We start from the raw sequence: 13,026 nt of genomic DNA on the forward strand, positions 1-13,026 counted from the left end.
TATACTAATATGATTATTCTTGTTTTGGGAGAAATAAGAATAATCGGTCATTTCTGGGAGGAAAATAATGATCCGAATTAATCGCAGACAAGCAATCGGGGGATTGGCTGGCATTGCCGGAATAACTGCATTGCCGCGCTTTTCTTTTGCGCAATCACTACCTCTGCCATCATCACCTGTCGCGCTGAACATCATCGATGTAGCTGGAAATCTGCAGCTGACACAGGCGGCAATCGAGAAGTTTGCCAAGGAAAATCCAGCACTTATATCGAAAGTGATTTTCTCGCGCGCTCCTTCACCGGAGCTTCCGGCCAAGCTCAAGGCGCAGCAGACTGCCAATCGGGTCGATATTGATCTGGTGCTGACAGGCCCCGGCGCTATGTCGGATGGCATTACACAAGGTCTTTGGATCGATGTCTGGACGAAATACCCGGACCTCTTGCCGAAAGCAGATGAAATCTATCATGAGAAGGCACTCATGATGCAGAAGAATTTCGGCCAGAACGAGGGTGTAGCTGTTGTCTATTCACCCTCCGGACCATTGTTTGAATATGCGCCGGATCGCGTCAAAACAGTGCCGAAGAATGCGGAAGAATTGCTCGCTTGGGTCAAGGCGAATCCTGGCCGTTTTTGTTACGCGCGCCCGGTTAATTCGGGACCTGGATGTCCCATCAATGGCTGGGAAAAGACATGGGCATATTTGAAAGAACTCGATCAGGGCATTGATTATTACCCACCCGGCACCACCGCGACCATGAAGGAGTTTGCTGAAGGCACGCGTGATATGATCGTGTCCACCTTCGGTTGGGACATTAATCCGCGCGTCCTTGGCGTGGTACCCAAGGAAGCAGAAACCTTTGCGCTTGATGGCACCCATTGGGTTCCGGACACCCAGTTCATGTGTATTCCGCGCGGGGTTGGTGATGACAAGGTTGCCGTGCTGCTCAAGCTCATGTCCTACATGCTCGAACCGGCGCAGCAGGCCTATACCTATGACAAGGGCTATTTCTATCCCGGTCCGGCAGTAAAGGACGTTCCGCTCAATATGGCGCCGCAGGAAAGCCAGGATGTCATCGCCGAGTTTGGGCGCCCAATCTATGAAGATTTGATCGCGAAATATCCGGTGGAGGCTCCCTTGAAGCCGCAATTGCTTGTTGCAGCTTTTGAAAAATGGGACCGTGAAGTCGGTGCCAATAAGATGAACAAGTAGCAGGTAAAAGTCATGCGGTTTGCCGTCATTGGCATTGATCATCGTCATATCTACCATATGATCAATGGTCTGATTGAAGCCGGCGCTGAGTGCGCCGGTTTCCTTTCGCAAACATCAGACGGGAAAATTCTTGAAGGCATTGCCGAGCGTTTTCCCGACCTCAAATCCGTACCCGATGGCCGGGTTTTTATCGATGATCCATCGATTGATATAATCGTTACAGCGGCAGTGCCAAGTGAGCGCGCAGCAATTGCCATTGCAGCCATGAAGGCTGGCAAGGACGTGATGTCGGACAAGCCGGGGATCACCGATTACGCACAGCTTGCAGAGATCGAAAAGGTCGTAGCGGAAACGGGACGCATATTCTCCATCTGCTTTTCGGAGCGTTTCGTTGTTCCAGCAACCGGAGTGGCGCAGAAGCTGATTGATGAGGGTTCCATCGGGCGTGTAATCCAGACTATCGGTCTTGGACCCCATAGGCTGAACCGTCCCATTCGGCCTGACTGGTTCTTCGATCCTGCATTTTACGGTGGCATTCTGGTCGATATTGCTTCGCACCAGATCGATCAGTTTCTGACCTATACAGGGTCTGACACTGCGGAGATCATATCCAGCGCAATTGGCCATTTTGGTGCCGACGATATTCCGGCGTTTCAGGATTTTGGCGAAGTGTTACTGCGCAGCGATCAGGCAACCGGCTATGTTCGCGTGGATTGGTTCACCGCCGATGGACTTCCCACCTGGGGCGACGGCAGGCTGATCATTCTTGGCACGGAAGGCACGATCGAGCTGCGTAAATATGTCGATATTGCCGGTCGCGACGGGACGGACCACGTGTTCCTCGTGAACAGCAAGGGCACAAAACATATGGATGCCAGCCGGGAACCGATCACTTACTTCAGGACCTTTCTGACGGATGTGCGCGAGCGCAGTGAAACCACGATGAAGCAAAGCCACGTCTTTACCGTGAGCAGGCTGGCGCTTGACGCACAAAAACGCGCGACCATCCTCGCGCACCGCCCCGCGTTTCGACCGCAGGAGAACAAGCAATGAAAAAGCCCGGCCTTGCAGTCATCGGCCTTGGGCCCGCGGCGCTGCCCCATGCGAAAAGCCTTGTCGACCTTCAGGGCAAGGTGGATGTGATATGGGCGGTCAGCAGGACAAAGGAGCGGACGGAAGAGTTTTCGAAGAGTTTTCCTTTTCCGGTGACCAACGATGTTGATGCTGCCATCGCAGACCCTGCTGTGGACATTGTGCTGGTGTTGACACCGGCCAATGCCCACCTTGAAATCGCCGAGAAGAGTTTTGCCGCTGGCAAACATGTGCTTCTGGAAAAGCCGTTGGACATTACGTTGCAACGTGCGGAGCAAATTGTTTCACGCGGCCGTGCCAGCGGGCTGACATTCGGTGTTGTATTGCAGCACAGGTTCAGGCCCGCCAGCCTCAGGCTACGCCAAGCGCTGGAAGACAAGAGTCTGGGTGATGTGCAGGCAACGTCGCTACGCGTACCCTGGTGGCGTCCGCAGAGTTATTATGATGAAGGTGGAAGGGGAACCTTCGCTCGCGATGGGGGAGGCGTGCTGCTATCGCAGGCAATCCACGCATTGGATTTGTTCCGTTCGCTTCTTCCCATCAGCACTATTGTGGCCTCGCAGGTACGAACGACCGCTCTGCATCGCATGGAATCGGAAGATCATGTGACAGCCTTAATGACCCTGGCCAATGGCGCGCCTGCATCTCTTTTGGCCACGACAGCCGCCTTTCCGGGTTTTCCGGAAACCCTGGAAATCACCGGATCGCTTGGTTCGGCTCATCTTGCGGTCGGCGCCTTGAAGCTTTCCTGGTTGGATGGACACGAGGAAATCATCGAGGCGGAAGGCAAGTCCGGCAGTGGGGCGAATATCATGGATTTCCCCCATGATGCGCATCGGGCGCTCATTGCGGATTTTCTGGCCGCAGTCGCCGAAAAACGGGACCCAATAGTGACAGGGGAAGAAGCTCTGGCGACCCAAAAATTTATCGCGGATATCATCCGGGCGGATCCGTCCAATTTCCAGCCAGTTTGAGCAGCTTTGAAATGAAAACCCGCCGGAATCATTCCGGCGGGTTTTGCATGCGCAGATCAGGCCGTTGTCTGTTGTGTCTTTGCCCGTGCCACGATCTGTGTCGGGTTGACGAAACGCAGTGCGATAAGCAACCAGACCAGCGTGGTGACCATATAGACAACCGCCATCGCGTCGATGGACTGCACAGCACGAACGCCGGATGCAAATACAGAGTAGTAAAGGGCGACCACAAGCGTCTGGCTGGTTGGTCCGGCGGTCAGGAAGGTCAGCTCGAACATGGCCACCGTGCGCACCAGTACCAATAGCAGCGCTGCAAGTATGCCGGGCAGGAGCATTGGCAGCAGCACATATCGGAACAATTGGAATGTGCCGGCTCCAAACACCCGGGCGGCAGCTTCAACCTTCGGATCGATCTGCTCTATGAAGGGGATCATCACCAGAATAACGAAAGGCACTGTCGGCACCAGATTGGCAAGAACCACACCCCAGAAAGTGCCGCCTACGCCCGCTTGATAGAGCACCGTGGCCAGTGGAATACCAAAGGTAATCGGCGGCACGAGCAGCGGCAAAAGAAACAGGAGCATGATCAGTTTCTTGCCGGGAAAGTTGCGGCGCGCCAAAGCATAGGCAGCCGTAACGCCGAGCAGGCCCGAAAGCGCCACCACCGTGAAGACAATCTGGAATGTAACGATCAGCACGTCGCTAAGCTGGAATTCCGACCATGCGGTGAAATACCATTTTGTCGTCCATCCGGCCGGTAGCCAAGTGCCAAGCCAACGCGTACCGAAAGACGATATGATGACTGTTGCGATCATCGCCAGAAGATTGATGATGAAGAAGGCGACCACCACCCATACGGCAGTGATCCAGAGCTTTGCTCCAATGGTCGTATCGCGGATCATCGTCAGCCCTTTCCGCCAGCGGTCGAGCCGCGATAGAACAAGTTACGAATAGAGAGCAGTGACACCACAATCAGTAACTGGACGGCTGCCATGATCATGGCGATGGCCGATGCCATTGAATAGTCATACTGCTCGAAAGCTGCCTGATAGGCCGCAATGGAAATGACGCGGGTGGGTCCTGCCGGCGCGCCAAGCAGAACGGCTGAAGGAAAGACTGCGAAGGCCTGCACAAAGGACAGACAGAACGCAATGGTGAGTCCGGGCACAAGCAAAGGCCACATCACATAACGAAAACGCTGCCAACTTTTTGCGCCATGCGTGGCGGCAGCCTGCTCCAATGCCGGGTCGATGCCTGAAACATAGGACAGGGTCAGCAGGAAGGTGAATGGAAAGCCGGTAATGATCAGCGATGCGAAAACGCCCCAATAATTATTGGTGAGCTTTACCGGACTGTCGATCACGCCGATCATCATCAATGTACGGCTGAACCAGCCTTGCGGACCAAGGTAGTTCAACAATCCTTCTGCTACCAGCACCGTGCCAAGCGTAACTGGCAAAACCAGTATCGTCGTCAACAAACGCTGGTGGGTCATCAGACGAACACGGAAGGCTACCGGCAGGGCTATGGCAATGCTTATCAGGGTAACCGGCACCGCAAGCCAAAGCGTCGTCAGGATCGTGTCATAGAGAAACGGGTCGGAGAAGAATTTTTGATAATTGGCAAACATGCCTCCCTCTTTGGGTTCAAAGGAGAGGATAAGACCGTAAATGAACGGGTAGATAAAAACCGCCAGCAGGAAAATAACCGCTGGCAAGACAAGCAATGTCACACCGTCAATCCCGCGCAGGGCGAGCCGCTGGCGCAAAGATAAATGGTTGACCGAAGGCGTTGAGGTCACACTGGTCATGGCTGTCACGCCGCAAAAGCCAGCGCACGCGCCGGATCGACTGAAAGCCAGATAGCGCTGCCCAGTGCAGCCGTCTGAGGTGCATGAAATACAAGCTCAAGCCCTTCAGCAGTGCGAGCGGTCCCAACGAATTCACGACCGCGATATTCGATGGTTTCGACGACAGCTTCGACAGTCGTTCCGGATTTCGTCCCCGCGACAACATCATCGGCACGAGCTGCCACAACTGCAGTGTCACCAACCTTCAACGTGTCTCGGGCAATTCCGGATAGCGTTGAAGCGCCAACGGCAATGCTGGTCTTATCTCCGTCAACCGCAATGACTTTCCCGGTCAGGCGATTGCGATATCCCATGAATTCAGCCACATCCAAATGGTCGGGACGCTCATAGAGATCGCTCGGCACGCCAACCTGACGGATTTCGCCATCCCGCAGCACGACAACCCGATCAGCAAGCGACAAAGCTTCATCCTGATCATGCGTTACATAGATGGTTGTCGCACCAAGCTGGTTGTGAATACGGCGGATTTCGGCGCGCATTTCAAGGCGCAGCTTCGCATCGAGATTTGAAAGCGGCTCGTCCATCAGCACCAAAGGCGGTTCGATGACAATGGCACGGGCAATGGCGACACGCTGCTGTTGGCCCCCGGAAAGCTGGCCTGGCAATTTATGTCCCTGTCCTTGCAACCGCACCAGATTCAAGGCTTCTTCGATGCGCTTTTCAGCCTCAGCCTTGGGCACGCGGCGCATCTTTAATCCAAAGCCGATATTCTGTCTGACGGTCATATGCGGAAAAAGCGCATAGTTCTGAAACACCATACCAAAGCCGCGATCTTCGGGCTTCAACGTGTCAATGCGCTTGTCGTCAATGAAGATACCTCCACCCGTAGTGGACAGAAGACCGGCGATGCAGTTCAGCGCCGTGGATTTGCCACAGCCGGAAGGGCCGAGCAAAGCGATGAATTCTCCTTTTCGGATCGAAAGAGAAACATCTTTAAGCGCATTGTGCGAACCGAAGGCACGGCTCATCCGATCGAGACGGATTTCCTTGAACGGGGATGACGCAAGCAGCATCGATTACCTCATAATTATAAGCCATCCGGTCTCACCGGATGGCTCCATGTTCGTCTAGGGATCAGGACTTTTTGGCTGCGACTTCTTCATCCCAGCGGCGGAAAGCCACGACCATGGATGATGGCTCGAGGGGAATTTCGACCGGGTTATTGGCGATCCAGTCAGCATATTCGGCACGACCGAATTCAGCGATGGCATCCTGACTTTCCTGGGGGGCCATCGTAATGGGAACATCCTTCACCGCAGGACCCGGATAGAAGTAACCTTGATCATAAGTATATGCCTGCTGCTCTGGTGTAAGCAGGAAGCTCATCAGATCAAGCAGAACAGCAAGCTTCTCATCGGCGATACCTTTTGGCACGCACATGTAATGCGCGTCAGCGACCCAATGGAAACCTTTCAACGGTGCAACAGCGGCTTCCTTCGGGACAACGCCCAGCACACGTGGATTGATATCCCAGCCGGTGGTGGAAACGGTCATGTCGCGCGTTCCTTCGCCGAGTTCCTTCATCAAGGCGCCCGTGCCGGTTGGGTAGTATTCAATATATTTGTGCAATTCCTTAAGATAGGCCCAGGTCTTGTCCCAGCCTTTGACCGGATCTCGCGGGTCGATATCGCCCAGCAAATAGGGCAGGCCCATCAAAAATGTACGGCCCGGGCCGGAGTTTGCGGGGCGCGCATAGAGGAACTTGTTTGGATTTTCCTTTGCCCACGCAAGCAGTTCCTCGGCGGTCGTTGGAACTTTTTTCACACGCTCTGGCATATATTCGAGGAGCGGCCCAGAGGGGTAATAGGTTACGATTACGCCGTGATCCTTGCCCAAGGCGAGCATGCGGTGCGCAGGCTCGAGATAGATTTTAGCAAGATCGGGCAAGGAAGCCGAATGATCAGGCAAAAGCTTGACCCACAAATCCTGGTCAAGACCCGCCGAAAGCGCATCTGTGCCCGTCAATACAAGATCGATATCGAGCCTGTTTGCGGCCTGCTGCGCCTTGATTTTTCCGGGAAGTTCCGGTGCCGGCGCTTTCGTGAAGGTGATCTTAGAAACGAGTTCCGGTTTTGCCTTGGCGTAGTTTTCGATTGCCGTTTGCGTCAGTGCAAGGTTGCCCGCCACGTCAGCAATATTCAATGTGATAGGTGAACTCGGCAAAGCCAGTTTGGATTGAGCAAAAAGACGTGTTGCCGGCAAGGTGGCAACCGCCGCCAATCCGGCAATAGCGTGCCTGCGTGTAATGCGGATCATGACTTCCTCCCTGTTTAATTCCCTCGCCCTATTTTCGGGCACGACCAGCTTCCCGACTGGTCAATATTGTCTAATATATTAATCTATCAGATGGAGATAGCAAGGGCCTTCATCTTAGACTATCTGTGTAACGGTTTTTGCTGCTCCAAGTCGCATCAACTTCGCAAGTTGGGTCTTTACCAATTGAACGAATGCTTCATTTTCTGGCAAATCCCGTCCAAATATTTGGTCCATTCCGATAAATGCGGTCACCAACTCCTCGGCATTGTTCTTGTTCGCTGCGCGCTTCTTGAGTTCAGCTGCAAGCGGATCGCGAACGTCGATAGCGTCTCCTTTTTCGTCTGCGCCAGTCACGTATCGCATCCAGGCGGCTACTCCGAGCGCCAGAAGATCAAACGGCAAGCCGTTGTCGATACATTTGCGGATAGTATTCAAAAGGCGTTGGGGCAGTTTCTGTGAGCCGTCCATGGCAATCTGCCACGTACGATGCCTAAGAGCAGGATTACAGAAGCGTTCACGCAATTGCGCCTTGTAAGCCTCCAGATCGAAACCCGGAAGCGGTGGAAGCGTAGGGGAAATTTCCTCATCCATCATCGCTTTGATGAGTTCGCTGAAACCTGGAGCTTTCATAACGTCCGAGACCGTTTCATGGCCCGCCAGATAGCCAAGATATGCCAATGTGGAGTGGCTGCCATTCAGGAGCCGAAGCTTCATCAGTTCAAAAGCATCAACATCTTCCACGAAGGTTGCGCCGAAATTTTCCCAAGCTGGTCGGCCAGCCGGAAAATGATCTTCTATAACCCACTGCGTGAAGGGTTCGGTCATAATCGGCCAGGCATCAACCAGCCCTGTTGCGCTCAAAGTCGTTGCGCGGTCAGCTTCAGTGGTCGCTGGAACAATGCGATCAACCATCGTTGATGGAAAGGCGATTTTCTCCTTGATGTAATTTGCAAGTTCGGAATCGCGCAGTTCAGCAAAGCGTGTCACGACACGTCGCAACGTCTCGCCATTTGCGGGAAGATTGTCACACGATAGAAGCGTAAAAGGTTCTATCTTATTGGCGCGCCGACGAGAAATAGCTTCAACGATGAAGCCTATCGCCGATTTCGGAGCAGCGGGGTTCGCAAGATCGTGAACAATGTCGGGATGAGCTTCGTCGAGCGCTGCGGAAGCCGGTGAATAGCAATAGCCCTTTTCGGTCACGGTAAGCGAGACAATCCGAACCGCCGCATTCGTCATGGCGTCGAGAACGGCAGCCGGATTTTCCGGGGCGACCATAAGCCCGCCAATGCTTCCGATCACACGGAAGCTGTCTCCGTCTCCACTGCGTGTTGCAACGGTATAAAGCCCGTCCTGTGGCTCCAAAGCATCACGTGTATCACCACTGCGCAAAGACACGCCGAGGATACCCCAGCTATTATCGCCGCTGGCCAATACGCTATCTGTATAAACTGCCTGATGCGCGCGATGAAAAGCTCCAATGCCAAGATGAACTATGCCAATTTTTGTCTGGCTTCGATCATATCCAGGGCGCGTCACCTCCTTTGACAGATGTGAAAGTGTTGCATTGGAGAGACGTGCTGGTTTAGTCATGTTTGTATTCTTTCAGTCAAAGCTTGTAGGCTTGTTTTGCCAGGCGGTAGGCCAAGTCATGGGCAATTTCATGCGCCTCGTCTTCGTCCAGTCGATGATCGGCAACAAGCCGGGCAAGATATGAGCAATCGACCCGCCGCGCCATATCATGACGCGCCGGGATGGAGAGATAAGCTCGCGTGTCATCGTTGAAGCCGACCGTATTGTAGAAACCAGCGGTTTCAGTCGTCAATTCACGAAACCTGCGCATCCCTTCAGGACTATCATGAAACCACCATGCAGGTCCGAGCCGCAGGGCAGGGTAATGACCTGCCAAAGGTGCAAGTTCCCGGCTGTAACTCGTCTCATCCAGCGTAAACAGAATGAGTGTCAGGCGGCTATCATTGCCGAATGCGTCTAATAGCGGCTTCAATTCCTCCACATAGCCTGTTGATCGCGGAATGTCGGCGCCCTTATCCATGCCAAAGCGCTCGAACACCGATGCATTATGGTTTCGGAAGGAACCCGGGTGTATCTGCATGACCAGCTCGTCTTCGGTGCTCATGCGCGCCATTTCGGTCAACATTTGAGCTCGGAAAAGATCCGCATCGGCTACTGAGGCGTTCTTCAGCACACGCTCAAACAATGCCGAAGCTTCCGAGGCCGAAAGATTGGCGGTACGCGCGTTCGGATGGCCATGATCTGATGATGTAGCGCCACGCTTCTTGAAGTAGGCTCGCCTTATGCGATGAGCTTCAAGATAACCTTGGTAGTCAAGCTTCGTGCCAGCCAAAGCGGTGAAGCTCTCAACATTGCTCCGAAAATCCGGACGCGATGCGTCAATCACGGCATCGGGGCGATAGGCTGGCACCACGCGGCCATCCCAGCCGGATTTTAGTATCGCATCATGTGCGGCCAGATCGTCTGTAGCGGCATCCGTGGTGGAGATGGCTTCAATCCCGAACTGTTTGTAGAGGGCCCGGGGACGCATGGATGGATCAGCCAACCGACCGGCGATTTTGTCATAGAGCGCGTCTGCATTTTTCTCCGTAAGGCGCTCTTCAATCCCAAATACGGTTTCGAGTGCATGCTCGAACCAAAGTCGTGATGGAGTGCCTCGAAACAGATAAAAATGCTTCGCAAACAAGCGCCATATCTTGCGCCCGTTGGTCTCGACCGGCCCGCCATCCTGTCTTGGCACACCAAGATCCTCAAGCTGGATACCTTGCGAGTAAAGCATGCGGAAAATATAATGGTCGGGCTTTACAAAAAGGCTGGCCGGATCGGGAAAAGCCTCATCCTTGGCATACCATGACGGATCCGTATGGCCGTGCGGTGAGATGATAGGTAGACGCTCCACTGCGTCGAACAAGCGTCTCGCAATCAAACGCGCGTCAGATTCAATTGGGAATAGTCTGTCTGGGTGGAGTGCCATGGATGTTCCTCGCCGCCGTTCAATTGATGTGAACGATGATCTTGGCGAAGAGTAAATAATAATATATTAGTATGTCAACAGCGTGCGATTGCGTTTATATCGCCGGATAACGATGCCATTGGACTAGGAATTTATACGGAATTCCATCATTCAATGAGACTGACGGTCTGTGATAGGTGGAAATGGAGTGCTGAAATGACAGCAGAGAATGTCGGGGGGAAGACTGCGGAGCTAGCATCGCCAGCGCCGGAATCCAAGCCTGATCGCGCCGTTCAAGCTGCGCGATCCAGTTCGAGAGGCGCTCCGGCAGGGCGTATGACCACCGCGATGGCTATTTATCGCGAACTTCATGCAGCCATTGTCGCCATGGAAATGACGCCTGGCACAGCACTTAACGAGAAAGTTTTGACGGAGCGTTTCGGTGTGAGCCGCACGCCTGTCCGCGAAGCATTGATCCGCCTCGTTGAAGACGGACTTGTCGACGTGTTTCCACAATCGGGAACTTTCGTTGCCCGTATTCCTGTAGCATTGATACCGCAAGCGGTGATAATCCGGCAGGCCCTTGAAGGCGCTACGGTCGAACGCGCGGCGGCGGTTGCGACGGCGAAGGATGTTGAATGGCTGGACGAGATACTCGCCCGCCAGCATTTCTTTGCCGATCGGCAGAATATGAGCGCATTCCACGAAGCTGATGAGGCCTTTCATGAGGCCATCGCGGGAATATCCGGACATCCTGGCATCTGGCACTATTTAAAACCCGTGAAAGTGCAGATTGACCGGGCACGGCGTATGACGCTGCCGGGTCTGGGCCGCATGAACCATGTTCTTTCCGAACACAAGATCATTCGCGACGCGATTGAAAGCCATGACGTTCCCGCCGCTTGCGCGGCAATGAAGCAGCATTTGAATGCCGTCATTCCCGACATTGAAACATTGAGAAAAACCCACCCTGGATCATTTGTCTGATCCGCGGTTGGAATACGAAAATTTGACGGAGGAATAATGCGTCAGGCATGGAGATGGTTTGGACCCAAGGCCGGGGTTTCGCTGGATAATGTGCGTCAGGCAGGCGCGACCGATATTGTATCTGCCCTGCATGAAGTGCCAATCGGCGAGGCTTGGACGACAGATCAGGTTCGCGCTCGTAAATCATTAATTGAATCGACTCCATCGGATCGTACACCGCTCACATGGTCCGTGGTGGAAAGCATTCCAATTCCTGATGCCGTAAAGCGTCTTGGTGGCGCGGCAAAGCACGAAATTGCCGCGTGGATCGCCAGCATGGAGGCGCTTAGCGCCAATGACATCAAGGTCATTTGCTACAACTTCATGCCCGTCGTCGATTGGTGCCGTACAGATCTTGATTATGTAACGCCTACGGGCTCGACGGCCATGCGTTTCGACCATAACAGCTTCGCCGTATTCGATCTGCATATCCTGCAGCGTAACGGCGCTGAAAAAGACTATTCTGCTGCCGATCGTGAAATCGCCAGCGATCTTTACGAAACTATGGGCGCACAGGAGATTTCTGACCTCACCCGCAATATTGCGAGTGCGCTTCCAGGATCGACTACTGAACCGCTTACTATTCCAGCCTTCCGCGACAAGCTTGAAGCCTATTCTGGCATTGATGCACCGCGTTTGCGCAAGCATCTGATCGAATTTCTTGAAGCTGTGACGCCTGTGGCCGACGATCTTGGCGTGAAGCTTACCTTGCATCCGGATGATCCGCCCCGTTCGCTCTTTGGCTTGCCGCGTATTGCTTCGACAGAAGCCGATTATGCCGCCTTGTTCGACGCTGTGCCATCTGCTGCAAATGGCATGTGTTTCTGTACAGGGAGCCTTGGCGTACGCGCCGATAATGATTTGCCAAAGATTGCGCGGCGCTTTGCCTCGCGCATTCATTTCTCCCATTTGCGTGCAACAACGCGTGAGGGCGATGGGCGCAGTTTCCATGAAGCAGCGCATTTGGAAGGCGATGTTGATATGGTTGCGGTGTTGCGCGAATTGCTCGCAGAAGATAGGAAGCGTGCCAAGTCGGACAGCATTATTTTCCGCTCGGACCACGGTCATCGCATGCTTGATGATCTGAACAAGGAAGTTACCCCCGGCTACCCTGCAATCGGTCGTCTGCGGGGGCTTGCCGAGCTGCGCGGTATTATTCACGCTCTGGACGCGAGCGCACTCGTTTAAATCTGATCACATTTTGGATTTTCTTCAGCCCCGGTTCAAATCGAGCCGGGGTTTCTACATCTAAAGACTTAATGGTTTTTAATCCTTTTAGCGCCAACCCATATCTTAATGGCATCCTGTTTAATAATTCGATCATAAATCATCACATTATCGCCATAGTTCGAAAGCCCCAGAGGCATATCTAAACGCCAGATAAGCAACCGTGATCACGTTTTGAGTCACAATAAGACAAGTTTTTTTAGTAACTTGGCATTTCTATTCAGATAGACTCAACTGTTCTTATCAATCGCGACACCTCGGTGCCACATTTCTACAAAATAGAAGAGGCGCATCATCCGCGCTGCGATCTACTTGCCCAAGATCATTTCCGAGCGTGTTTCTTCATCAGGCGTTTCTGCCGTGGGCCATTTAAAGTGCGATTTAT

General features: G+C 53.4%; 11 protein-coding genes. 5 read left to right on the forward strand and 6 right to left on the reverse strand.

Going from position 1 to position 13,026, the window contains the following annotated elements; all coding sequences use genetic code 11:
- Positions 1-70: 70 nt before the first annotated feature.
- From AC6CHM_RS14995 to AC6CHM_RS15005, 3 genes are read left to right on the forward strand one after another with little or no spacing between them, the layout of a single operon-like run.
- Positions 71-1,210: an extracellular solute-binding protein gene (locus tag AC6CHM_RS14995; RefSeq protein ID WP_498173682.1), complete on the forward strand. Its 1,140-nt coding sequence runs from the start codon at positions 71-73 to the stop codon at positions 1,208-1,210.
- Positions 1,211-1,222: 12 nt separating this feature from the next.
- Positions 1,223-2,263, forward strand: coding sequence for a Gfo/Idh/MocA family protein (locus AC6CHM_RS15000; RefSeq protein ID WP_498173627.1), 1,041 nt, complete (start codon positions 1,223-1,225; stop codon positions 2,261-2,263).
- Positions 2,260-3,276 carry a Gfo/Idh/MocA family protein gene (locus tag AC6CHM_RS15005; protein ID WP_498173628.1) on the forward strand — a complete coding sequence of 339 codons (1,017 nt, stop codon included), beginning with the start codon at positions 2,260-2,262 and terminating at the stop codon, positions 3,274-3,276. The genes AC6CHM_RS15000 and AC6CHM_RS15005 overlap by 4 nt, the downstream gene beginning before the upstream one ends.
- Positions 3,277-3,332: 56 nt before the next feature.
- Here AC6CHM_RS15005 and AC6CHM_RS15010 read toward each other — a convergent pair whose 3' ends face one another.
- The 6 genes from AC6CHM_RS15010 to uxaC form a co-directional block, all read right to left on the reverse strand.
- A complete protein-coding gene (locus AC6CHM_RS15010; RefSeq protein ID WP_115054562.1) occupies positions 3,333-4,178 on the reverse strand; it encodes an ABC transporter permease in 846 nt (281 codons plus the stop codon).
- A 2-nt stretch (positions 4,179-4,180) separates the two neighbouring features.
- Positions 4,181-5,086, reverse strand: a complete 906-nt coding sequence (locus AC6CHM_RS15015) for an ABC transporter permease (RefSeq protein WP_498173629.1) — start codon at positions 5,084-5,086, stop codon at positions 4,181-4,183.
- Positions 5,087-5,091: 5 nt separating this feature from the next.
- Positions 5,092-6,159, reverse strand: a complete 1,068-nt coding sequence (locus AC6CHM_RS15020) for an ABC transporter ATP-binding protein (RefSeq protein ID WP_115054564.1) — start codon at positions 6,157-6,159, stop codon at positions 5,092-5,094.
- 61 nt (positions 6,160-6,220) lie between these two features.
- Positions 6,221-7,399, reverse strand: coding sequence for an ABC transporter substrate-binding protein (locus AC6CHM_RS15025; RefSeq protein WP_115054800.1), 1,179 nt, complete (start codon positions 7,397-7,399; stop codon positions 6,221-6,223).
- A gap of 117 nt (positions 7,400-7,516) precedes the next feature.
- The gene (locus AC6CHM_RS15030) at positions 7,517-8,995 is read right to left on the reverse strand and encodes a mannitol dehydrogenase family protein (RefSeq protein ID WP_498173630.1); all 1,479 of its coding nucleotides are present in this window, start codon (positions 8,993-8,995) and stop codon (positions 7,517-7,519) included.
- A 16-nt stretch (positions 8,996-9,011) separates the two neighbouring features.
- Entirely contained in the window at positions 9,012-10,409 is a 1,398-nt protein-coding gene (gene uxaC, locus AC6CHM_RS15035; RefSeq protein ID WP_498173631.1) for a glucuronate isomerase, read from the reverse strand.
- Between the two features lie 195 nt (positions 10,410-10,604).
- Here uxaC and AC6CHM_RS15040 point away from each other — a divergent pair, with 195 nt between their 5' ends.
- On the forward strand, positions 10,605-11,375 hold the full coding sequence (locus tag AC6CHM_RS15040; RefSeq protein WP_115054567.1) for a GntR family transcriptional regulator: 771 nt from the start codon (positions 10,605-10,607) through the stop codon (positions 11,373-11,375).
- Between the two features lie 36 nt (positions 11,376-11,411).
- Complete coding sequence (gene uxuA, locus AC6CHM_RS15045) at positions 11,412-12,602, forward strand: mannonate dehydratase (protein WP_498173632.1); 1,191 nt, start codon at positions 11,412-11,414, stop codon at positions 12,600-12,602.
- Positions 12,603-13,026 lie beyond the last annotated feature (424 nt).

The organism is Phyllobacterium sp. GQ127 (assembly GCF_059758635.1).